Annotated in this window: 23 protein-coding genes and 1 tRNA gene; 11 read left to right on the top strand and 13 right to left on the bottom strand. The window is 33.8% G+C overall.

What is annotated here, in order from left to right:
• From J3U57_RS04010 to J3U57_RS03990, 4 genes are all read right to left on the bottom strand, one after another.
• On the bottom strand, positions 1–427 hold a 427-nt coding region (locus tag J3U57_RS04010; protein WP_267343727.1), incomplete at its 3' end, for a hypothetical protein.
• Between the two features lie 150 nt (positions 428–577).
• Entirely contained in the window at positions 578–1,789 is a 1,212-nt protein-coding gene (locus J3U57_RS04005; RefSeq protein WP_267343728.1) for an MFS transporter, read from the bottom strand.
• Between the two features lie 497 nt (positions 1,790–2,286).
• Positions 2,287–3,141, bottom strand: coding sequence for a methylated-DNA--[protein]-cysteine S-methyltransferase (locus J3U57_RS12715; protein WP_323849441.1), 855 nt, complete (start codon positions 3,139–3,141; stop codon positions 2,287–2,289).
• An 838-nt stretch (positions 3,142–3,979) separates the two neighbouring features.
• Positions 3,980–4,519 carry an HPP family protein gene (locus tag J3U57_RS03990; protein WP_267343729.1) on the bottom strand — a complete coding sequence of 180 codons (540 nt, stop codon included), beginning with the start codon at positions 4,517–4,519 and terminating at the stop codon, positions 3,980–3,982.
• Positions 4,520–4,633: 114 nt separating this feature from the next.
• Here J3U57_RS03990 and J3U57_RS03985 point away from each other — a divergent pair, with 114 nt between their 5' ends.
• From J3U57_RS03985 to J3U57_RS03970, 4 genes are all read left to right on the top strand, one after another.
• Positions 4,634–5,191: a TetR/AcrR family transcriptional regulator gene (locus J3U57_RS03985; protein WP_267343730.1), complete on the top strand. Its 558-nt coding sequence runs from the start codon at positions 4,634–4,636 to the stop codon at positions 5,189–5,191.
• Between the two features lie 1,749 nt (positions 5,192–6,940).
• The gene (locus J3U57_RS03980) at positions 6,941–9,538 is read left to right on the top strand and encodes a type VI secretion system Vgr family protein (protein WP_267343731.1); all 2,598 of its coding nucleotides are present in this window, start codon (positions 6,941–6,943) and stop codon (positions 9,536–9,538) included.
• Positions 9,538–11,079, top strand: a complete 1,542-nt coding sequence (locus J3U57_RS03975) for a VRR-NUC domain-containing protein (protein WP_267343732.1) — start codon at positions 9,538–9,540, stop codon at positions 11,077–11,079. The genes J3U57_RS03980 and J3U57_RS03975 overlap by 1 nt, the downstream gene beginning before the upstream one ends.
• Positions 11,080–11,119: 40 nt before the next feature.
• Positions 11,120–12,364, top strand: coding sequence for a type VI immunity family protein (locus J3U57_RS03970; RefSeq protein ID WP_267343733.1), 1,245 nt, complete (start codon positions 11,120–11,122; stop codon positions 12,362–12,364).
• Between the two features lie 296 nt (positions 12,365–12,660).
• On the opposite strand, the gene J3U57_RS12770 is transcribed toward J3U57_RS03970, so the two are convergent.
• The 7 genes from J3U57_RS12770 to J3U57_RS03945 form a co-directional block, all read right to left on the bottom strand.
• On the bottom strand, positions 12,661–12,843 hold the full coding sequence (locus tag J3U57_RS12770) for a hypothetical protein (protein WP_416379650.1): 183 nt from the start codon (positions 12,841–12,843) through the stop codon (positions 12,661–12,663).
• Between the two features lie 45 nt (positions 12,844–12,888).
• A complete protein-coding gene (locus tag J3U57_RS03965; protein WP_267343902.1) occupies positions 12,889–13,290 on the bottom strand; it encodes a hypothetical protein in 402 nt (133 codons plus the stop codon).
• 46 nt (positions 13,291–13,336) lie between these two features.
• Positions 13,337–13,525: a hypothetical protein gene (locus J3U57_RS03960; RefSeq protein WP_267343734.1), complete on the bottom strand. Its 189-nt coding sequence runs from the start codon at positions 13,523–13,525 to the stop codon at positions 13,337–13,339.
• Positions 13,494–13,730 carry a S24 family peptidase gene (locus J3U57_RS03955; RefSeq protein WP_267343735.1) on the bottom strand — a complete coding sequence of 79 codons (237 nt, stop codon included), beginning with the start codon at positions 13,728–13,730 and terminating at the stop codon, positions 13,494–13,496. Before J3U57_RS03955 ends, J3U57_RS03960 begins: the two co-directional genes overlap by 32 nt.
• Before the next feature lie 101 nt (positions 13,731–13,831).
• Positions 13,832–13,999: a helix-turn-helix domain-containing protein gene (locus tag J3U57_RS12765; protein WP_416379649.1), complete on the bottom strand. Its 168-nt coding sequence runs from the start codon at positions 13,997–13,999 to the stop codon at positions 13,832–13,834.
• A 470-nt stretch (positions 14,000–14,469) separates the two neighbouring features.
• A complete protein-coding gene (locus J3U57_RS03950; RefSeq protein WP_267343736.1) occupies positions 14,470–15,063 on the bottom strand; it encodes a glutathione S-transferase family protein in 594 nt (197 codons plus the stop codon).
• Positions 15,064–15,495: 432 nt separating this feature from the next.
• Positions 15,496–15,583: transfer RNA gene (locus tag J3U57_RS03945), tRNA-Ser, on the bottom strand.
• Positions 15,584–15,774: 191 nt separating this feature from the next.
• Between J3U57_RS03945 and J3U57_RS03940 the strand changes: the two genes are divergently transcribed.
• From J3U57_RS03940 to J3U57_RS03915, 6 genes are read left to right on the top strand one after another with little or no spacing between them, the layout of a single operon-like run.
• Positions 15,775–16,092 (top strand): TusE/DsrC/DsvC family sulfur relay protein, encoded by a 318-nt coding sequence (locus J3U57_RS03940; RefSeq protein WP_267343737.1) that lies wholly within the window; start codon positions 15,775–15,777, stop codon positions 16,090–16,092.
• Between the two features lie 22 nt (positions 16,093–16,114).
• Positions 16,115–16,411: a cell division protein FtsB gene (gene ftsB, locus J3U57_RS03935; RefSeq protein WP_065632994.1), complete on the top strand. Its 297-nt coding sequence runs from the start codon at positions 16,115–16,117 to the stop codon at positions 16,409–16,411.
• Between the two features lie 11 nt (positions 16,412–16,422).
• Complete coding sequence (gene ispD, locus J3U57_RS03930) at positions 16,423–17,124, top strand: 2-C-methyl-D-erythritol 4-phosphate cytidylyltransferase (RefSeq protein ID WP_267333230.1); 702 nt, start codon at positions 16,423–16,425, stop codon at positions 17,122–17,124.
• An 8-nt stretch (positions 17,125–17,132) separates the two neighbouring features.
• Entirely contained in the window at positions 17,133–17,618 is a 486-nt protein-coding gene (ispF, locus tag J3U57_RS03925) for a 2-C-methyl-D-erythritol 2,4-cyclodiphosphate synthase (protein ID WP_267343738.1), read from the top strand.
• A gap of 23 nt (positions 17,619–17,641) precedes the next feature.
• On the top strand, positions 17,642–18,664 hold the full coding sequence (gene truD / locus J3U57_RS03920; protein ID WP_267343739.1) for a tRNA pseudouridine(13) synthase TruD: 1,023 nt from the start codon (positions 17,642–17,644) through the stop codon (positions 18,662–18,664).
• Positions 18,665–18,668: 4 nt separating this feature from the next.
• Positions 18,669–19,298: a protein-L-isoaspartate(D-aspartate) O-methyltransferase gene (locus tag J3U57_RS03915; protein ID WP_267333227.1), complete on the top strand. Its 630-nt coding sequence runs from the start codon at positions 18,669–18,671 to the stop codon at positions 19,296–19,298.
• Between the two features lie 233 nt (positions 19,299–19,531).
• Here the strand turns inward: J3U57_RS03915 and pnuC are convergent, their stop codons facing one another.
• Together pnuC and nadR are read right to left on the bottom strand one after the other, a co-directional pair.
• On the bottom strand, positions 19,532–20,221 hold the full coding sequence (pnuC, locus tag J3U57_RS03910; protein ID WP_267333226.1) for a nicotinamide riboside transporter PnuC: 690 nt from the start codon (positions 20,219–20,221) through the stop codon (positions 19,532–19,534).
• A 2-nt stretch (positions 20,222–20,223) separates the two neighbouring features.
• Positions 20,224–21,459 carry a multifunctional transcriptional regulator/nicotinamide-nucleotide adenylyltransferase/ribosylnicotinamide kinase NadR gene (nadR, locus tag J3U57_RS03905; RefSeq protein WP_065633000.1) on the bottom strand — a complete coding sequence of 412 codons (1,236 nt, stop codon included), beginning with the start codon at positions 21,457–21,459 and terminating at the stop codon, positions 20,224–20,226.
• A 241-nt stretch (positions 21,460–21,700) separates the two neighbouring features.
• Between nadR and J3U57_RS03900 the strand changes: the two genes are divergently transcribed.
• Positions 21,701–23,302 (top strand): mucoidy inhibitor MuiA family protein, encoded by a 1,602-nt coding sequence (locus J3U57_RS03900; RefSeq protein ID WP_267343740.1) that lies wholly within the window; start codon positions 21,701–21,703, stop codon positions 23,300–23,302.
• Positions 23,303–23,306: the final 4 nt, after the last annotated feature.

The following is a 23,306-nucleotide window of genomic DNA, read 5'->3' as shown; positions in this document are numbered from 1 at the left end:
CTTTACCAGTTTGTCGATTAAAACGGACAGGAATATCGGCAGGTAACAATAAACTGCGGATGGTTAAACCAGAAGTACAAATGCTTAAAAAAGGGACAATGGCAACAATAAAACAGAGCCAAATAAAAGCCAGTCCGATATTATCTAATTCGGTAATGGCAAAAATTGCTGCATATAACAATCCTCCTACAGAAATCAACATGCTAATAAAAGCCAATAGTCCAAATAAAATATTGTTGGTTCTTTCGCCATTGCTAAATCGCCCCAGTTCACAATAGGTATCATCAGCATAACGCATCTGTTTTAAATAAGGTCTTCCTTGTTTATCTTTTTTTAAGCGAACCCCTGAATCATAACGGTTAATCGATTTTTCTAAATCTCTTGTCCAACCATAAATTTTTGGTGTGTAGCGTGTACTATTAAACATAATTATTGATTCCTGTGTTTTATTAAAATGTATTAGCACGATTAGATTTATTGGTACATCATTGTTAGTTGATATACATTTAGAGCATCATCACTTGGCAATTTTCAACAATATTTCACATAACAACACATTTTCAACCTTTTTTTAATATTATTTCTCTGCATCTGATAATTTTTTTAAGTTGGCTGGTTTTGAGAAAAGAATAATTGCTAACTGAATAAAAAAACCAATAAAAACAGCGAAAATGCAATTAGTTACACCAAAATTTGCACTTATGTATATACCTAAAGCAGCGCCTAAAGGCCGGGCACCAAAAGTAACCGTCATGATCACTGAAGATATTTTCGCTATCATATTATTAGGCGTAACTAACTGCCTTAGCGAGACTGTAGATATGGTCCATATGATGGGGCCAAATCCAAAACAGAAAAAAGATATAAAAACCAATTCCTTGACAGGATATATGGTAGTTAAAAGCATTAATATTGAAGCTACAAAAGCTGATACAGGCCCTAAAGTCAGTTGGAATCCAAAATTTATTCTTGTAGATATAAATTTGTATAGAACGGATCCCAAAAACATTCCTAAACCGATTAGGCTTAATAATATTCCGACTTCAAATGAAGTAAAGGAGAGATTATTGATAGTATAGTAAGCAAATATTGATAATAACAAATTAAATGATAAATTAAAGACAAAAGCTGTTATCGTTATAGGTCTTAAATATTTATTTTTAAGTAAAAAAATAAAACCATCACATAGTTCTTGAATTATGTTTCTTTCTGATTTTTTTTGTACAGGCTCCTTGGGTAAACATATTAGAAAAAAGGCACTGATGATTGAAAGTAAAAAAGCCAATATGAATGCTAATCCTCCTGAATAAATGCCAGCAAGAATACCACCGAATGCTGGACCGGCAGTAAAAGCCACACTTTTGGCAATTTCTATTGATCTATTGGCATTAATTAACTGATCTTTTATGACAAAAGATGCGACTAAAGCGGGACTTGCTACACTGTAAATAACAGTACCAATTGCTATAAAAAAACCGAATAATGCAATTTTATTTATTGTCAGATTCCCTAAAAATGTCAAATAAAACAATATAAATATGGCTGCTGCACGAATAATTTCCATTATGATCATCAATTTCTTTCTAGATACTCTATCTGCAAGTACTCCCATTGGAATCGATAATAATAGAAAAGGTAACGTATTTATCATTTGTATAAATGCTGTTTCAGACGCTGAAGCATGTATAGATAGCACTGCTATAATCGGCAGCACAGCTATTATTATTTGTTCAGAGAATTGCGCACATAAATTGGAATAAGAAATCTTATGAATTAGTAATTTGTCCATGTTGTTATTTTCCTCATACTGACACTTTATGTTTATATTTGCATTTTCTCAATCTTACTAACAATCCGAATCTTGCTAAAATATTAACCTATTGTTTTATATGTGATAAATTTAGTTCTTTGACACTTCTTGAAAAAATATTCTATAGTCGCTATTTTTTTTATGAATAATAGGAAATGTTAATCAAAGATAGTTATATGGATATTTATGTTCGATTTAGATTAGGACAATATATATGTTACATTGCTCGTGAATTAGATGTTTTACGCAACAGTGACAAGATGATTATCATTTAATTGTTAATAATTTTATAAAAAATTATTTTTTTCATGAGTATAGTGTCGCCATAAAGTTTTTGGTTTTTATTGAGAACACGTCTCATATCTATTGTACTTTTCAGTCTTGCAATTTAGCTTTCCGTGGATTTTTTATATAACCATTAAACTTTATTAGCCTGCCTTTATTTTTTTGCTAATTCTCAACGATGTTCTTTTTGGTTATTCCCTCCGTTCAAGATCTAGTTTAACACCTTCCCAACCGATCATGGCTGCTTTGCGGTCACTACCCCAATGGTATTGCCCTAATAATCCTGTTGATTTTATAACTCTATGACAAGGAATTAAGAAAGCCACTGGGTTATCACCAATAGCAGAGCCAACCGCACGACTCGCTTTGGGATTATGTATCTTGTTTGCTATGTTGCTATAAGTTGAAAGTTTTCCCATAGGGATGGATAACAAAGCCTGCCACACCTTAAGTTGAAAATCCGTACCTTTAATATGCAGCTTTATTTTAGCTAGTTTTGACCAGTCTTGCGTAAATACGAAGATTACATTTTGTTGAATCTGGTCAGTACATTGTCGATATTGCGCATTAGGATATAACGCTTTCAATGATTGAAGTGATGACTGTTCATCCTCAACAAAAGCAAGATAACAAATTCCTTTTGTTGTTGATGCAATGATGGTTTCACCAAAAGGGCTTTCAATAAAACTATAATTAATTGATAAGTTTTCACCATCATTTTTATATTCTCCCGGCGTCATACCTTCAATATCAATGAACAGATCATGCAACCTGCTGGTACTCGACAAACCTAATTCATAGGTGGCATCCAATAATGAGACATTTTCTTCTTTTAGAAGATTTTTAGCGTGAGTAATACTGATATATCTTAGAAATTGTTTAGGGCTCACTCCAGCCCAATTAGAAAACATACGCTGGAAATGATAAGGGCTTAAATGTACATGTTCTGCGGCCTGTTCGAGCGTTGGTTGAAATTTATAATTTTCATTCAAATATCCAATGGCTTTTTTTATTCGATCAAAATCTTTCTGTTTTTGTTTATTCACTTTGAATATTCCTTTTCTGCAAACCAATGAAGTTATGGGTGATAGGCACCCTACAGTATCATTAATAAATTGTGCCATATTTTTCTGAGATACAGGTCTAATAAACACTAAAGAAATATCAAACTTTATCAATTTCCTAACAAAAGTATTTTCTCGGTCAAGTCTTCAATGAAGAGAGATAAACGTTATATCTTTCTACTCATTGCCTATTTGAAAATTATCGAATTTGTCTTTGCTCTGGTAATAACGAGCGATGTTTAGTAAAAATAGGCGTATAAATCTTTATTTGCTCTAGCTGCAATTACCATTCCTAAGTTATCTTTTATACATGTTGTTTGAATTTTTTTAGTATTTGACCGTTGATTAGTTTTATTAACCAATACAGTATATTTACCTGTTGATAACTTATTTATGTTTTTCTCTATGATACGTATTGATGATAAACAAAATCAGAACGATTAAAAACCCGAATCTTGCTATTAAAATAACTCATTTAGTAAATTAAATTACGGCTGATCTGGTTTATCTTTAATCGTGTCTGTTTTAAGAAAAAAACCGACTAATTTGGATGAGAATTTATTATGTTGGCGTCTATTAGCGACTATTCATCCCTTTGATATGGTTGCATAATGGTATACAAATCCAAAAGAGTAGGTGTCATATGTGTTAATATCAATAGATTGTATACATTGACAAATTGATCATTACTTATCATCTTGCTCAACCAATTATAAGCGCTCGGTTATCTTTTCTAGGTGTCCTTTATCGATACAAGATCCATAATATATATATAGCATATCGATAAGTTAATTCCTTAGTACATTTAATGGTATTTTAATTACTTCTCTTTTTTATTATTAAAAAATGCTAACCAATAAATTGGCCACTGGTTTTTAGATAGTAGATTGTTAACAACATAGGCTATGATTACCAGAGAGACGGAGCCCGAGAGCACAGGAAACAATAAAAAGCTGAAATCGTAATTAATCTGACTTGCTGTTAATAGTATAACCAATGGATTCGCGCCTGCTGGTGGATGTACACATCTTAAAAATTGCATTGCTGCAATAGCACAGCTCACCGCTAAAGCAGCAATAAAAACTGAATCACCGAATAATTTTAAAAATACTAGACCAATAAATGCTGATATCAGGTGGCCAAAAATTACATTCCTTGGTTGTGCAAGAGGAGATTGAGAAACAGCAAATAAAATGACACATGAAGCGCCAAACGGGGTCATAATAAAATAGCTACCAGAATAGATAGTCAGATACTCCAGTGTTAGAATTGCCAAAGTCCCGCCTAACAGTCCTTGAAATAAATCAAGTAATTTAGGTCTATTAGGTAGTTTTTCACTACCCCAAAAAAAGAATTTCATTAATTGTTTTCCTTGTAAGTTATAATGTATGAATAGATAATATGAACAGATCTGTACACTAATCTGATAATAGTGCAGATCTGTTCACTCTGCAATTTATTTAGGTGATTTATTTTGAAAAAAACAGATGAATTAATTATTAAGACGGCAGAAAAACTGTTTTATCGAACTGGTTTTTCGAGTGTAGGGGTAGATGATATTAGGGATGTGTCAGGCTGCTCTAAAACTACTTTATACAATCATTTTGGAAGCAAAGATAAACTTATAATGGAAGTATTGAAACATAGAGACTCAATATTTCGTTCAAAGCTTGAGGATTCTATTAAAGGACTTAATGGTAAAAATGCTATTTTGGAGATAGTTAAATGGCATAAAAAATGGTTTTCCGAAGTCGATTATAATGGCTGTTTATTCATGCGAGCAGTTGAGGAAATGCGAGAAACCTTACCTTGCGTATCAGATATACTCATGGGGCATAAAGAATTTGTTAGAAGCCTAATTTATTCAAAACTTGAAGAGTATTCCGATAAAGCGTCTTTGGCAAATACACTGATGGTGATTCTTGAAGGATTGATTAATATTAATGTAGTGTATAAAAATGATAAGAATCTTAATGATCAGATTGAACAAGATTCCATTACTTTAGTATCAGCGCTGTTGAATAGGTATTAAATATACAAATATTGTATTAGTAGAGAGTTTATTATAATCATTTTAAGATTATTTGTTTTTATTTATAAAAATATAATATTTTGGAGGAGTAATAAATTTAAGGGTTACAGTATATTCTAAGGGATATTTTTTAAGGAAAGCTGTTTATTAAAACTTGAATTGCGACTAATTGATCAATCTTTAGGAAAAATGGTGGAAGCGAAGAAAAAAAGAATTCTAATTTAACTAATCGATTTTATGTAAATTAATCATGATTCATCTTTTGCGTAAATCTCTGTTCTACCTTTTGAAAACTGGATTATTTTAAACTGGTATGGACAAAATAATATGATGTACAATCAAAGTCAAAGCTAATTTTTTTATGAAATACTTACATTTATTGTTTTTCTGGCATTTTTATGAGCATAGCTATAGTTCAGAACTAATTATGCACATTCTCGTATAAATTCATTACTTAGTTGTCTTGCCTCGAGATAATCTCCTTAATTTATGGTTTATCATACCGCTAAGAATATCTTCATGAAAAGTATACCGTTATACTTAAGTTATTATACTTTGAGTTTTCACACAGCCTAAGTGGACAACGTATGCTAGATTAATACCAATAGTCTTTATTCTTTGCAGAACAGATGTTGAAGTAATTCTTCATAGAAGCAGGTAGTAAATCTGCATCATATTATGGCAATTTTATTTTATATGGTACTGTCAATTTACCTTTCAATAACGAATTTTAATTTTTCAGTTAACCTTTAATTTTGAATGTTAAACGTAACTTAGAAAATATTATTCCATTACTTAAATCTTCGCTCAGTTAAAATACAAAAGGTTTTAGCTGAACATAAATGCCTTGCGCAATTGACATGATTGTAAATATTAGCAAAACACGATAAGAATAATTTTGCTTGCATTAACGATTTAAATTTATGTATTTTCTTTTCCCTAAGCCTTGTTGGTTGAAGTGAATTTTTAGCTCAATTGACAATAAAGCGGTTATATTAAAACCTGTTAAGGCTAATGCTAAAATAACGCAAACTAAACAAACATCAAGCAATTTTCAGTCTTTTGTTGAGTCAGACGTAACACCAATTATAACGGATATAAGTCTATAGCACATAAATTGGAATTTAATTTAGATATAATACCTTCGGTTGAGTATTTTAAGGAGTTGCAAAACAAGTCCTATTACAGCAAAAATTGACTATAAATGACGTTAAAGTTTCGAACATACTGTGTAATATTCTATTTATAGAATTACACTAGGTATTTTTATATGGTATAGCTAAGAATTTTCTCAAATATGTGTATTTGCTAAACAATAAAATGTTGCTTCTTGAAGTTGAGCACAAAAAGTTTGAGAAACTTAGAGTACATAAAAAACAATCGGACGGTTCAAATATCTAAACATGTACTGTCATTAGCCCACGTAATGTTAAAAAAATTATATGGTTATATTCTTAATGACCATCAGCAATTTTTTACCTGAGATCTTGTTTAACAATCTGTAATTAGAGAAAGATGAAAAACCTATTGAGTTATAATATCGATATGAATTTTTATTGATAATCAACGATGCAGTCAACTTACAGCTCTTAATTACTTGTTTTTTTGATAACAACTTTTCTATCTAACTTCTGATAATTTTTTGATTGCTATCGAATATAAAGCAAAGTATTTTATATGATATAGATAATCGGAGTGTAATAAAATTCGAAGAATAATAACTATTGATAAAAAGAATAAGTAGAGCTAATGGTTGATATATCCACAACATTAGATCAGTTAGGAAAATTGAACCGAATTAATCAATATACTCTGACAATAAACAATTTAATTTATTCAATCTTGGTTTTATCTGTCACGGGTAAAGAAACTTTAAATCAACCTTGGCGTTATGACATCATTTTTACTTGTCCTGATAAGCAAATTCCAATTAGCTCAATATTGAGTCAATCCGCCTCTTTAACTTTTCATGAGCAAGGTATTGCTAAGCAACTAATAAAAATCAGCTCTCTACAAAAAACAACACAGTCGCGTACCTTATACGGAATAATTACTCAATTTAGCTTGCTTTCAGTAAGCAATGATGAAGCACGTTATCAAGTTGTATTAGGGCCGCGCTTGTCCTTATTTGCTAATGATCACTACAGCGCGATTTATCAAAACCAGAGCGTTGTGAGTGTGGTTGAAGAGGTATTAAAGCGGCATAGTTTTACGGGGATCGATTATCGCTTCGAGCTAAAGAATAGTTACCCAGTGCGTGAGTTTATTAGTCAGTGGCAAGAAAGTGATCTCGAATTTATCCAACGCCTATTAAGTGATGTGGGTATTTGGTTTCGTTTTGAAAGTCACAGTGAGCACCACTGTGACGTCTTGGTACTAAGTGATTATGAACAAGGATTTGAAAATGCAGGCCATATTATCTTTAAAACACCAAGTGGTATGGTCGATGGCAAACAAAACTGCGTATGGAACTTGAAGTTTAGTTGCTCAGTTCAACCGCAACAGGTAATCACCCAAGACTACAACTATTGCACAGCCAAAGCAGATCAATATTCTCTTGTTAATAGCCAACCTAAAGATAAAAATACGCGGGGCATAGATTACCGCTACGGTGAGCACTATAGAAATAAAGGTGATGATCAGACTATAGAAAGTGGCCATTGGTACGCCAAAATTCGCCATGAAGCACACTTGAGTAATAAAATTATTATTAGTGGTGAGTGCAACGACTATAACCTTGTTCCAGGACAACATATTATTATTGATGGCAGCACATTGGTTTTAGGTGATAATGATATCACTGAAGGGATCATTATATTATCTACGCAAAGTTACGGCGATCGTAGTGAACATTATCATACCAACTTTACCGCAATTCCCTATGATGCATTAAAATCGTACCGACCAATGCCGTTGCCTTGGCCTACTGTCAATGGTACATTACCTGCTCGTGTCACCAGCCCAGATAACGATACCTATGGCTATATTGATATTCATGGACGTTACCGTGTCAAATTTGTTTTTGATATCAAAACATGGAAAAATGGTGAAGAAAGTCTTTGGGTACGCCTTGCCAAACCCTATGCTGGTGATACCTATGGTTTTCACTTTCCACTTATTGACGGTACAGAGGTTGCTATTGCGTTCAGTGGTGGCAATCCAGATCGGCCTTATATTGCTTACGCTATGCACGATAGTACTCATCCCGACCATGTTGCTACGGCTAATAAACACCGCAATGTCATCAGAACACCAGCTAATAACAAACTGCGCATGGATGACAAGCGTGGTCAAGAACATATCAAACTTGCGACAGAATATGGTAAAACTCAGTTGAATATTGGTCACTTAGTCAACTCAAATAAAGATCTGCGGGGAGAGGGATTTGAGCTTAGAACGGATGAATGGGGAAGTATAGCAGCTGAAAAAGGCCTCTATTTAACTACCTCTACATCCTCTAAAGCTACTGGACAACAGCTTGATATGCAAGGGGCCATTGCGCAACTAGAAAATGCCCCTAATCTGGCTAAAGGTTTACAAAATATTGCCCAAAAATCACAAGCTCTTTCGGCTGATATCGCCTCTCAAGAGCAATTAAAATCGGCTCTTATTCAACTTGAAAAAAACGGTATGATTGCTTATGCTCAAGAAGGAATTGGATTAACAAGTCCAAAAAATATTCAGTTATCAAGTAGTAGCAATATTAGTATAACCGCAGAAAAGAATACTGATATTAATGTATTGAAAAAAATGACATTAGCTGCGGGTGAGGCAATAAGTTTATTTGCCCATAAAGCCGGAATGAAATTGTTTGCTTCTAAGGGAAAAGTGGAGATACAGGCGCAAACAGATACAATGGAGTTAGCTGCAAAACAGGATATTTCTATTAATAGTGTGGCTGGCAAAGCAGTAATAACTGGGGCTGAAGAAATTCTATTAGCTTGTGGTGGGTCTTATATCAAAATCACTGATACGAATATAGAACTGGGTACACTAGGTGATGTTTTTATTAAATCGGCTTCATTACAAAAAATGGATGGAGAAATGATTCCCTCTCCCGTTATAAATTTGCCAAATGCAGACAGTTACAGCGAATTTTTTATATTAAAAAATTATGATACTGGAAAAATCATGCCATTTCATCCTTATGAAATAGATATTAATGGTAAATTATTTTCAGGGATTACCGATGAGCAAGGACGGACACAGCGTCTATTTACTGATAAAAGTCAAATTTTATCGGGTGTTGCATTAGAAAAAGAGCAAGGTGAATCATTTGATGCTAGGCATAAACAAACCGGGAAAATAGTCAAACTCAAATTTTCTGAATGCAACAAGGATGAATAATGATGAATAGTAAAAATAGAACACCAATTGGCAAACCAAGTTCTTTAGGGCTTGTTTCAACGCCTACTAAAGAAGATCCAACAGGACAAGTATTATTTGTTGCTAATCCGTTTGATATTGTTTATCTTTGCAATAAGATGGAAGCAGCTTATCGTAATCCATACATTGCTAAAAATGGCACTCCACGTTACCAAAGGCAAGTTACAAAGTGGATTAGACAAGATGCAGAGTATTTTGATTATCGTTTTCCGTATTGTGGCGAAGTGGGATACAATATGACTAAATCACCACCTGAGCCTATTATGAGTCAAGGGTTTAATTATCGACCGACCACTTATCCTTTGTCACAATATCGGCTTATTTATCGTGAATATCGAGAGCTTAATACTTTTAGAGATCCGGTTGGACCTTTTAAGTTTGAATTTAGCTCATTTGAGATCATTAGCCCGATGGTAAGCAAAACGGAACTGGAAAATACCCTCAATTTAAAGCGCAGTGATGTTAATACCATTGAAGAAGCATATCGTACATTAAATCCTCAAATTGCAGAGGATTTATTTAAAAATGGTCGAGGTTTGATACGTATTCCCGATGTGATCAGAAAAACAAACTATAATTTGGTAGGAAGAAAAGGCTATCATCCCGATAATTTGGCAATGGTGATCGAAGTGAAGTTTCCTAATGATAAATTAAGCAATGGGCAAGCTAAAGATTATTTAAAAATTGCAGGAAATGAATACGACAAATTTAGATTAATTACTTTAGAACAATGTCAAAATCGTCGCCGCCGTAAAGATGAAGAAGAACAATTAATGGCTGATGCAAAAAGTGATCCGCTTTATATTGCAGTGGGTGAACAAGCGCTAAATAACCCTAAAATGATATTAGGGATAGAGGAATTAATTCAATATGAATATGATGCGATTTCAAAGCATGTGATTAAATGGGTTAATACACAAATTGAAAAATATAGTCGTCCTCAGTTATTGGTTACGGATAATACCAATGAGCAAGCAAGAATAGATGCTTGGAAACGATATAATGAACATTACGAAAGAGTTCAAGCTGCACCACTTGCAATAGTTGGTATTGGTATTGCTGGTACAGCAGCCGTTGTGAGTGCTGTTCCCTCTGTTACTGTAGAGACTTCGGCAGTGACTACTGTAACGCGCGGCGGGACTACTGTTTTGCAATTCCCGACAAAAATTGTAACCAAGTCAGCTCTAGTAGGCGGTGGAGCAACCTCATTAAAACTGGCAGCTGAAAATAATGAACACCACTACATAGCAGCTTCTGATGGGACATTGCGTTACAATTCTTTTTTACCGAATGAGGAACGTTTAAAGAATCAGGATGATCGTTTTATTGAGCTTGATTATCGTTATAACGCTATGAATATCCGTCCCCGTAGTTTGGATAATCTTCTAACAACTAGTCTACCCGAGTTAAATAATCAGGCTAGGCCCTTTGAGATACATTATTACCCTTATCAGACTGAATATTATTACTATTTTATCGAAGGTGAACCAAACGCTGAATAGTCAAGCATGGCGTTGTTTAATAGATAATGGAAGAATAGATATGACAACATTAGAACAATTACTTGAAGAGTATCAGGAAAAATATAACTTATTTACCTATGCACATTATTTTGACCCTGATAATTATAATGTCCTACAAACAGGTTTAGTTGCCTGCTTTTATATCGATCAAGGCTACTTACCACAAAAGCGTCAAGCAATGGGTGAAGTTTTAGCATTGTATCACCAATATTGGGGTGATAAGCTTCTCAGCGGTTACAAGGACGACAATCCTAATAATTTAGAGCAATATCATGCATCTACTTTAGAAGAGAAGATAAATAATATTTATTCAATTGGGACGGATGATTTAAGCATTTATTGGAGTAGTTCACCTAACTTAGATTATGTTGCTGACTATCTTATTAATATTTTTTCATCGGCAGGTTGGTATGAACAAGTGCATAAGGAAGTGAGTTTTCTAAAACTCTATTGGCCACTTTCTGAACTGAAAACAAGCGGCGTTCAACAATTTATTAAATTTATTCAGGTTATTAGCGGAAAACTTCAACCTATGCATGGTTATGCCGGTTTAGGTGTTCAGCACGGTCATGAGTACTATGATTATCAATACTTAGAATATGAAATAGCACACCGTTTCCTCGGTCTTGATATTTCTAATTATGATGGAGATCTTAGATTTAGAAATGGCTTTAAATGTATTAATTGGTTAACAATACTGAGTGATGATTTAATCAAACAAAAACTTGGAAGCGTGGCTCAGTTACAAGCTAATAATGAAGATCCAGCTATTAAGTTTTACCCCTATCAGCGGGGGATTATCGTTCAGGCTGGTGAGGTTCCTGCATTGGGGTATATTCAAGAAAATCCTTACCCTAAACACTATATTTTTGTTAACGCGTTATTAAAGGCTGCCAGAGCACCTGAAATTGGTTCGCTTGGGTTTGGTTCGGTAAATGGTGAAATACGTTTTAATAGTAGAACGACGACGGAATGGCAAGCCCGTTTTGATAATGTTGCCTTACCAGAAGAAAATACTCTTCCAATATCTGATTCAGGAGAAAATGCTTTAGAACCACAGCAAAAGCGAATCACCGTTAAGACTGGTGAATTATGTCGTTTTAGTGGTTTTTATTCAGCGAATATCAATGGCAAACTTTACTATCAGGAACTAACCGAGGGTTATAAAGTTATACCGTTTTCTGATGAGCAAGATAACCTATGGAATGATATCACATGGATATTATTGCGTAGGGATGACGGTGGAAATGTTTATGAACAATAAAATTTATAACTACTTTTGATGATAAGTAGAGTTTGATCTTATATATAAGGTAAATTAAGCAAGTACTTATTTACTGGTAGTGTCAAGTTAACTCATCTGTTTGATTATACTTAAGATGAGTTAACTTGACACTACCAAATTTAAACCTGATTCATCAAGCTTATTTACATTTCTTTTTCTTGGGTTGTGGAGGGACTTCTACGAAATCTAGAAAAAATATATATACAATAATAATTAAAGCGACTGACCAAAGCTACGTGAAATTATCATATTTTGTTTTGGCGTGGGCATATCATCTAACTCGATACAAGAAGTTCCTTGTAGCTCCAGTACTGTGAAAACTGCTGCCTAATTTGTTTTGTGTTGGCTTGGCGTAAATCCCATGCAGTATGAATACCCAGCGCGTGTAGTTTTTCCGCAATACGATTTCCAATTCCCCATACTTCACTCACTGGAAACTTCTTTAAGGCTTCATTCAACAAACCACTGTCATTTGCTAAATAACGGGCATCGCAGTAAGCCGTTTACTTTTTAGCAATATTGTTAGCGACTTTAGCTAAAGTTCGGGTTGAAGTAGTACCAATACTGACTGGTATCTCTGTATTACGCTTCACCACCGCCATGATGTGTTGACAATGCGTCGTTACATCCGAAAAAACGTCTAACGCAATAAATGCTTTATCAATAGAATAAGGCTTAACATCTGAAGTATGTGCTCGCACCGTATCAAAGACACGCTTACACATATCACTATACAATTGATAATTAGAGCTTAACAACGTCACTTGCTTATGAATAGCGGGTAGAATCTTAAAGACAGGCATTCTCATTGGGACGGATGGTTTTAACTCATTTGAGCGTGCTATCACACAACCATCGTTGTTAGAAAGTATACCAATCGGTTGTCCCTCAAGCTTTGGGTGAATACTCGCTCACAAGAAGCATAAAAATTATTACAATCCACTAACCCAATCATGAATGTTCAGGGCCTCTCAATGAGTGGATAGTATGAATCCTCCAAACATGTAACTCTTTACCTGCTAGTGCAATGGGCGGGTAAAGCGCAGTACCAGACAATAAATGATACTGTTCATTGATTAATCCCAAACACTTACAGGTTAATTCACTATCAATGGCAGCAATCACCACTAAAAATACCATAATCCACCATTGAATCACCCCTCACTTTAATATAATAGCTGGCACTAGGGTGTTTGACTAAATGCTCAGTTAAATCCAGTTTAGCCTCTAAATAATCATCAGAAGGCGAAGGATAACCCGCTATAACGGGCGTATCGACCAATGGCAAATGATTAATGGCTGAAATGTCAACAAGACCAAGCACAATACAACGAGATTCGTGCAAGAAAAAGTTTCCTAACAAACTGATTTAAAGAAAATCACCACTTTTCTTGTTATTATCGTGGTAAAAAAATAGAAGTAACACACAAATGCAACTCATTTAAACTAATTATCGTGATTATAAAAATAACGAGATGGCCAGAGGGTTTGCAAGGGAATGTCTAAGGCATTTGCGATACAGCATTCAAATTCATTAAAATTTAGGATATTAATCTTATTTTCTTCAATAATCTGATTGAGATTCATTCCTTTTTGGTGCAGAGCAAAAAGAATTTGCTGTGGTGTTCAGTTGTTACTTCTCAAGAGGTACTCCAAACATAAGTGCCTCACTTTTTATGAAAATGTTAGTTTAAATGGAGGCGGAACTATGCACCGGTTAGCGCACCGAAAAGCGAACAAATCGGCGCATCCGAATATGCCCCGTACATAGCACGCCATAAGAGAAGAGACATTCGCAAACAGTGAATGCCAGTTACAGCAGCTAAAATTTTTTCGCTTTTGGAGACGCCAATCTCCTTTTACTATAAATATAGAATATAGCTGATGGTATTTATAACATTACTGACTGAAGCTTTTCAGTTACAAAAATCAAGGAACAACATAATTCATTTGTTGAGCTAAAACATTAAGAATTTTAGCTCAGCACTCACTTGCTCACGCTTAACAAATCCAATTCAGTAAAGAGGGTTCAATCAAAAAAACCGCCATGGAGCGGTTAATCAAAAACGTAAAATAAATGAGAATTAATTATCATTTATTTTATGAGCTTTCAAAAATGCCGGTCTACTCGTCGCTTTTTGAAGATAGTTTTCAAGTTTTTTGTCCAACGTAATGCCAAATGCTTTTGCAAACATTAATCGATGAGATAAAAAGATATCTGCTAACGTAAAGGTATCACCAATGAGCCATGCATTTGTTTCTTTTAGTTCTATCCTAGACAAAACATCAATGGTTTGTTTTTTAAAGTAATTGATAAATTCTGGCGATTGCTGATCTTCAGGAGTAAACAGTATCTGTTTAGCAAGGCAAGAAAGTGGCGTTTCTAAGTCAGTAATCGAAAAACTGATTAAAGAATTGATAATAGCCTTTTCTTGTAAATTCGCAGGGTATAACGTATTTTGTTTTTTTTCACAAATATAAAGGCATATGGCCAACGTTTCACTTAATGAAAAACTCCCTTCCATTAAAAATGGTACTTTACCAAAAGGATGAGGTGATTTGACGGCCGCATCATCTGTGTGTATTTCAACCCGGATTGCTTCATAAGGAAGGTCTATTTCTTCCAAAGCCCAGATAACAGTTAAAGATCGTGATCCAGGTGCAGTGTATATTTTCAAGCTTCGTCTCCTATTAATAAATTAAATAATCGGTATTGCGTAAAAGTAAGCATTCATTTTTGGTTTAAGTGATCATTGCTTATCGGAACTCTAGATGATCACTTTATTTAAAAAATAGATTGTATAGTTGTTGCTTGATAAAACAAAATCTTTACTGTTACTTTATTTACTAGTTATCCAAAGACAGATGTAAAACTGAATAAATTTTGTCTTTATCGTCTATAGTTTTTTGGTTTATGCTCAAAAAAGAATGGAATGTGGTTAATTTCTATTTAGCTGGATTATGATTTATATTCGTTTTTATTTATAATAATCTAATATTTTGACGGAGTAATAAATTTAAGGGTTACAATATATTCTAAGGGATATTTTTGAAGGAAAGTTGTTTTTCAAAATCTGAATTGCGACTAATTGATCAACCTTTAGGAAAGATGGCGGAAGCGCAGAGATTCGAACTCTGGGAGGGTCGCCCCTCGCCGGTTTTCAAGACCGGTGCTTTCAACCGCTCAGCCACACTTCCGCAATGGCTGTGAATATTAAAGGAGACTTATGAATTTGTAAATAGCTATTTTCAATTTTTTCATCGTTTGCTTTAAATTTCATCAAATTTGAGGTGAATATTCGTGTCATGATGCTTTTACCATCAAAATAGTGCCATCATTTCTTTAAATGAGTATAATATGATTTAAATAAAACAGCGTGTTTATAAAAATGTTAAGTCAAATACCAACCGATGAGAAAGGTTACCTAAAAAATTGGCAGGATTGGAGTGTTGATTTAGTCCCACTGTTGGCCGCTAAAGAGTCGATAGAATTAACCGATGCGCATTGGGAAGTGATATTATTTGTTCGTGATTTTTATTTAGAATATAAAACTTCACCAGCTATTCGAGCATTAGTTAAAGCTATGGAAAAAAAATTTGGCACAGAAAAAGGTAATAGTCGCTATTTGTATAAGTTATTTCCTGATGGCCCGGCAAAACAGGCAACTAAACTTGCAGGTTTACCGAAACCAGTTAAATGTATCTAAATTTAGTGAATAGATAAAACTCATGATTAGATGGAAAGTCCCATTAATTTTATTAGCTGTACTTAGCTATTTGCAATACTCACTGTGGTATGGCAAAAATAATGTTTATGATTATCAAGATAATGTTCAAATATTAGCAGATCTTCATGAACAAAATGCGCAATTGAAAGACCGTAATGAACAGATGTTTGCTGAAATTAATGATTTGCAGCGTGGTTCGGAAGCGATAGAAGAGCGAGCGCGTAGTCATTTAGGTATGGTCAAGCCCAATGAGTATTTTTATCGAATTATTGTTGATTCAAAAACACAACATCGTTAAGGCATAATGCAGTGAATAGGAATTGTAATATTACGGCCATTGTTCCGGCGGCAGGAATAGGTTGTCGAATGCGTAGCCAATTACCAAAACAATATTTAAAAATTGGCTCAATGACGGTTATCGAGCATACCTTAAATAAGTTATTATCACATCCTAAAATAGCACAAATTATCGTTGTTATTAGCCCTGAAGATGTGATGTTTAACACACTAGCTATTGCTGCGCATGATAAAATAAACGTTACGATAGGCGGTAAAACTCGTGCTGAATCTGTATTAGCAGGTTTACATTTGTTGCAAGATGATGATTGGGCTTTAGTGCACGATGCAGCTAGGCCTTGTGTTCATAATGACGATATTACGCGTTTAATTGATATTGTGTTAAATTCACAGCAAGGCGGCATTTTAGCCACTCGCGTCAGTGATACGATAAAGCGTGCCTATCAAGACAATGATAAAATAATTGAACGTTCAGAAGATAGAACGCATTTATGGGCAGCTGCAACCCCTCAATTATTTACAGCTAAAGTACTCAAATCATGTTTACTTAATGCGTTGAATAATCATATAACTATCACCGATGAAGCTTCTGCTATTGAGTATTGTGGAGGGCATCCTATATTAGTTGAATGTCGCCGAGACAATATAAAAATTACTCAACCTGAGGATTTAGCATTAGCTACTTTTTATTTAACTCATTCAACTTTAAAGTAGGTACCAGTATGAGAATAGGGCATGGATTTGATGTTCATAAATTTGGTGGTGATGGACCAATTACTCTCGCCGGCGTGAAAATTCCTTATCAATATGGTCTGATAGCGCATTCCGATGGCGATGTAGTATTACATGCTATTACCGATGCTTTAATCGGTGCATTAGCGTTAGGTGATATTGGAAAGTTTTTTCCTGATAACGATCCGCAATACTTAGGTATAGACAGCCGCATATTATTAAAAAAAGTTTATAGCACAATACAAGCTAAAGGGTATCAACTGGTTAATTTAGATACCACAATAATTGCACAGGAACCAAAAATGCGCCCCCATATTGATCAAATGCGGATTAATCTTGCCGAAGATCTGAATGTTCATTTTGATCAAATTAGTGTTAAAGCAACAACTACTGAACAATTAGGCTTTACTGGGCGTAAAGAAGGCATTGCTTGTGAAGCAGTAGTGTTATTAACTAAAATAGTTAAAGACAATTAAATTGAAAAAAATAGGTAGTATCTGTGTTAGCTGAACTAAATTATTTTTATGGAAAACCCACCACAATTGGCCAGTATAAACAAAAATTTGAAGATTTTGTTGTTACAGAAGATCTTGGTTTTGAGTTGACCAACGATGGTGAACATGTTTTTGTTTTTTTACAAAAACGTGATTGTAATACCATTTTTGTTGCCGAGCAGTTGGCAAAATATGTCGGTATTTCGGCTAAATTTGTGAGTTATGCAGGGTTAAAAGATCGTCAAGCTGTCACTCAACAGTGGTTTAGTTTACATATGCCAGGTCAAGCTACGCCTGATTTTTCGAATTTTAATTTAGATGGATGTAAAATACTAAAAGTAACTCGCCATAATAAGAAATTAAAAATAGGTGCATTAAAAGGCAACTATTTTAATATCAACCTAACATCATTAAGCAATAAATCCGAAATTGAATCAAAATTAGCTTTGATTATACAATTTGGTGTACCAAATTATTTTGGTGAACAACGTTTTGGTCGTGAGCAAAATAATGTTGTTCAAGCAATAAAATGGGCCAATGGTGAAATATCTGTTACTGATCGTAAAAAGCGTAGCTTTTATCTTTCCGCTGCTCGAAGTGCAATTTTTAATAATATTGTCAGCCAACGAATTGCACAGAATTTGCATCAAACAGTGCTTGATGGTGATATATTACAGCTTGCTGGTCGTGGCAGTTGGTTTGTTGCCCAAGCTGAAGAGTTACCCTCTTTACAACAACGTGTACATCAAGGTGAAATCAATATAACAGCACCTATGGTTGGTGATTCGCCATTAGGGACAACATCTGTCGCTTTTGAATTTGAGCAATCTTGTCTACAAAGTTGGTCTAATTTTAACTCATTATTTGCCAAAGAGCGCGTTGAAACAGCAAGACGTTCGATAGTCGTTTATCCATCACAATTGAGTTGGCAATGGTTAGATGATAATAATGTTAATTTGAAATTCTATTTACCATCAGGTTGTTATGCAACAAGCGTGATACGTGAATTGATAATAGGAAGTGAGTAAATACATGCAAAGTTTAAAAATGCAATCTTTAATTAAATTGTTGCGTCAGCAAGGAATCAAAGATGAGCGTGTCTTAACAGCGTTTGCTGCTATTCCTAGGGAGCATTTTGTTGATGAGGCACTTTCTCATCAGGCTTATGATAATCGGTCTTTACCTATTGGTAGTGGGCAAACTATTTCACAACCTTACATTGTCGCCAAAATGACAGAATTATTGAAACTAGAACCCCATTCAAAAGTACTTGAAATTGGAACTGGCTCGGGTTATCAAACGGCGATATTAGCTAAGTTAGTCGATCATGTTTGTTCTGTAGAAAGGATTAAAAGTTTGCAATGGAATACTAAACGGCGTTTAAAACAGTTAGATCTTCACAATATTTCAACGCGTCATGGAAATGGCTGGTTAGGTTGGCCTGAACGAGGTCCTTTTGATGGTATTATTGTTACGGCTGCTGCATCTGAAGTGCCTAGTAAATTACTCGAACAATTAGCCGATAAAGGTCGATTGGTTATACCGGTAGGTAATGAACATAAACAAATTTTGCAGGTTATTGAACGAAACGGTGATAATTTTATTGTCAATAATGTTGGTGATGTTAAGTTTGTTCCGTTAGTAAAAGGTGATATTGAATAACCAAAGCCATCAAATTGATTGATGGCTTTTATTTAATACATTTGGATTGTATTCTAGGCCTTTCTTATTTGTGGCGATCTCAAGTGAGTTTGGTAATTGTTACGTATTACGTTTTATACTAACTATATAATCTATATTTTATAGATTCTTATTTGGGCGTTTTACTTTCCTTTAGTATCCTTTTATTCTAAAACGTGAAATTGAACTTCTATACCTGACTCAAGCGTAACAATTTACTGTTTTTGTTCAGAATGTTTCCATTCACAAATTCCATAAATAGCATTGAACAAATAAATCAGGTATTGAGTTGCAATGATAATATTATTGGTATAAATATTTAAACCAATAACCAAGACATTCAAAATCACCCACAAATACCAATTGAATGAATATCTCATCATCAGTAAAAGTTGAGCAACCACACCTAATCCAAAAATAAAACAGTTTGTAATCAGTTGATATATTGTATTATCTACGCCAATAGCATTAGTTAAATAGACATTAAAAAAGACAGCTATAATCAGAAAAATAAGGGTATATAAAAAAGCTTGCTCACTAAGTGATCGAACTTTGACATGTTGATGACTATCCAGGTTTTTTTGCCAAGTGATTAATCCATAAACATGTGAGCCAAAATAGTAAAAAGTAGGCAAGCCTGCACCAATATTGCCACCAAGAAAGTTAGCGCAACACTCAGCGACTACAGCTAGCATTCCTAGCACATTCCCTAAGTTTTTGCGTTTAGCTAATAAGATTACACATAACAATCCACAAAATGCACCAGCATACGACACGGCATAACGTAAATTGAAATTATTAAATGGATCTGTATATAAAAAAGCTAAGGTGACACAAAGTACACAGAAGTAAGGATAAAATCGATTACGTCCTATAGTGATAATAAAATTGGCTAATTTATTCATGATTAAGACTCTTCATCGTTGATAAGTTGATTGACTAGTTCAATACAGCGTAAATATCGTTCATCATAGTCAGGTGAATCGATTTGAACATAGCTAATATGGTTTTTTTCTAATAATGAGATAAGTAGCTGCTGAAAGTCCTTTCGCTGTTTTGGGCTACCTAAACTACGTAATCCATCAGCAACCCAAGGAGTGTTATTACCCAATAAAATAACCAGATCAAATCGATAGTTGTTGATCATGGCTTGTAAAAATGGATGCTCTTTACCTTCATATTTTTTGCAAAATGCTTGTGTGGTAATAAAATCAGTATCAATGAACGACACTTTATTGGCATGTTTGATTGCAAAATCGATATATTGTGCATGTCCTAAAGCAATTTTATCGTAATCAGCATATTGTAATGCTCGTTCATCACCACCAAGTTGAGAAAATACATAATCACGACCATATTCCCAAGCACTAGTGGTATTAAACATATTGGCTAACTTATTGACTAATGTCGATTTACCGCTTGATTCACCACCAAGAATAGCGACAGTTCGTACAAAAAACGGTCTAACTTCAGTTGGAATATATTGCCAATTTTTTAAAGGCGCTTGACGAATTTGAGTGCCACTTACTTGCATAAATCGGCGTGTAGGATCAATAAGTACGGTATCTAAATCGAATAAATCTTTATACATCGCTACATCTTGTGGTTCACTGGAATAGACACAACTAGGATTAATGCCTTTTTCCTTAAATAACTTTTTAACGCGATCACTCCACTCATTCCAACCATTTGGATATGAAGGAATACCATCTTCTTCTAAAAGCTCAATATGGATATTTTTTTGATATTTAAACGTTTGTAATAACCAACGAATCCGATCGTTAATTGTTGGTTGGCGTGACATTGCACTTTGTTTAAATAGCGCCATATCTCGCATCGTATCGGAACAAAGAATCACATAAAGTTCGTCAACTTGGCTAATAGCTCGTTGAATAAGATAAATATGGCCAGTATGTAGTGGATAAAACTTGCCAAAAATAACGCCTACTTTTTTATGTTTACAATTGGGATCAATTTGCAAATAGTGATGGAGTGATTGTAACTTTTGAGCACTAGGATTTTTGATTTTATCATTAATTAGTTGGCTCAAATAACCTTTGGTCATTTGGCAGGCATCAGCAACTGTTTGTAATGATAAATTTTTGCGTTTTATGGCTGTTTTTAAATAACTAAAACCATTCATATCGCCCCCTTATCTTTTGTTTTTTATCTGAAACAAAATTTACAATATTATAATTAAATGTTCAATATATTAAACAAAAATTTTTCTTGATTTAATGAATTGATTTTAATTTGATAGAAATTCAATCAAAAATAGTAAATACTAGTTAGTCAAATTGATTCATTAGACAATTTTGTTGGTATGGTTAACCGGCTTTATTCTCTTGTTTAGAAGATAAAAATATTGAATAAAAGGAGAAAAAATGAACATATACAAGCTTACTTTTTTTATTGCGTTAGCTTCAAGCAATGTTTTTGCCAATAATGTTTCGTTGAATAAAGTGACAGTTTTTTTACAAGGTGCTGAATTACAAGGTCAGTCAAATGTAACTTTAATAAAAGGTGAAAATGAGATTTTACTAACCAACATTGCTAATAGTGTTAATCCTCATTCCATTAATGTTGGGTTTAGTAATGATGCAAATATTAATATATTGTCAATCGGCGTTAATAATCAAGATCCCGATAATAATGAAGATAGTGCAGAAATGAAATCTTTATTAGACAAATTACAACAATTACAAAATACCCATGATAGAACAGCAATTGAATTAAGTGCAGTTGACCAGCAAATTGCACTACTAAAAAATAATCGACTTGATCAATTAGTTAAAAGTGATCATGATGATCTTAACAACATGAAAAATGTGTTAGATTTTGTTAAAACCAATTTGGTAACCTTTCTCAATGAACAAAATAAATTACAAAAAGAACTTGCTCAGACAGATACACAAATCGCCGATATTCAAGAAAAAATCGATAACCTTAAAAATGAGTCAACCAATGGTTTAACAAATGTCATTAATGTAAAAGTCTACTCAGATAAAGCAATCACTTTACCAGTGACATTATCTTATGTCATTAATGATGCTGGTTGGTCTCCTGTATATGATATTCGTGTTGCCGATATTAATTCTAACTTGCAATTAACTTATAAAGCGGATATTTATCAAAATAGTGGTTTAGATTGGCAAAATGTCGATTTTAGTTTATCTACATCAAACCCTAAAGAAGGCATAACTGCACCTAAGTTAATGCCTTGGCAAATTGATGTATTTTCTGAAAAAAATGGCCCTTTTTTAGCTAGCAGTGAAAAAAGATATAATGATATTAGTACCACTGCTGTAAAATCCTTAGATCGTCTGGCTTTTGAAAGCGCTTCAGATAATGTGTTGATTGACAATTTGGGTATTAATACTCATTTTAATGTAAAATTACCTTATACGATAAAATCTAACAGTTACGGTAATATACTTACTTTACAAAATAAAGAAGTTCTGGCTCAATATCATTATATTGCTTCGCCAAAATTAAGTAGCAATGTATATTTAGAAGCGCAAATTTCTGATTGGGATAAATTGAATCTTTTACCTGGAAAATCGACAGTATTTTTTAATGGCGATTATCTAGGTGAAAGTTTTATTACAACCAAAGGCGTGAAAGATACACTGGATCTGTCCCTTGGACATGATAAAAATATTTTTATTTCACGCGATCGAAATTTAAATGAAACATCAAAGCCTTCCTTCTTTGGTGATGATATATCGCAAAAATATGCTTACACCATTGATGTTAAAAATAATAAATCGTTACCAATAGATATTGTTATTTACGATCAATTGCCTGTAATTTTAAATAAAATAGTCAAGCTTGAAGATGCAAAATATGACGACGCAATTTATGATAAAGAAAGTGGTTTATTGTCTTGGCAATTAAAATTAAACCCTAAAGAAACTAAAAATCTTAATTTGAGCTTTAAGCTAACTTATCCAAAGGATAAAGTGAGTGAAATTTCAGGGTTATAAACAC

It is taken from the genome of Gilliamella sp. B3464 (assembly GCF_026536145.1).
Taxonomy (GTDB): domain Bacteria; phylum Pseudomonadota; class Gammaproteobacteria; order Enterobacterales; family Orbaceae; genus Gilliamella.
The sequence above is the reverse complement of the archived record's forward strand: the minus strand, read 5'-3'. Positions and strand labels throughout refer to the sequence as shown.

Excerpts from the sequence above, each read along its gene's own strand:
- J3U57_RS03975 (WP_267343732.1), top strand. The coding sequence starts at position 9,538 with ATGATGAATAGTAAAAATAGAACACCAATTGGCAAACCAAGTTCTTTA.
- J3U57_RS03970 (WP_267343733.1), top strand. The coding sequence starts at position 11,120 with ATGACAACATTAGAACAATTACTTGAAGAGTATCAGGAAAAATATAAC.
- pnuC (WP_267333226.1), bottom strand. The coding sequence starts at position 20,221 with ATGAATAAATTAGCCAATTTTATTATCACTATAGGACGTAATCGATTT.
- nadR (WP_065633000.1), bottom strand. The coding sequence starts at position 21,459 with ATGAATGGTTTTAGTTATTTAAAAACAGCCATAAAACGCAAAAATTTA.
- J3U57_RS03980 (WP_267343731.1), top strand. The coding sequence starts at position 6,941 with ATGGTTGATATATCCACAACATTAGATCAGTTAGGAAAATTGAACCGA.
- J3U57_RS03940 (WP_267343737.1), top strand. The coding sequence starts at position 15,775 with ATGTTAAGTCAAATACCAACCGATGAGAAAGGTTACCTAAAAAATTGG.
- J3U57_RS03915 (WP_267333227.1), top strand. The coding sequence starts at position 18,669 with ATGCAAAGTTTAAAAATGCAATCTTTAATTAAATTGTTGCGTCAGCAA.
- ftsB (WP_065632994.1), top strand. The coding sequence starts at position 16,115 with ATGATTAGATGGAAAGTCCCATTAATTTTATTAGCTGTACTTAGCTAT.
- J3U57_RS03960 (WP_267343734.1), bottom strand. The coding sequence starts at position 13,525 with ATGGTATTTTTAGTGGTGATTGCTGCCATTGATAGTGAATTAACCTGT.
- J3U57_RS03900 (WP_267343740.1), top strand. The coding sequence starts at position 21,701 with ATGAACATATACAAGCTTACTTTTTTTATTGCGTTAGCTTCAAGCAAT.
- J3U57_RS04005 (WP_267343728.1), bottom strand. The coding sequence starts at position 1,789 with ATGGACAAATTACTAATTCATAAGATTTCTTATTCCAATTTATGTGCG.
- J3U57_RS03990 (WP_267343729.1), bottom strand. The coding sequence starts at position 4,519 with ATGAAATTCTTTTTTTGGGGTAGTGAAAAACTACCTAATAGACCTAAA.
- ispF (WP_267343738.1), top strand. The coding sequence starts at position 17,133 with ATGAGAATAGGGCATGGATTTGATGTTCATAAATTTGGTGGTGATGGA.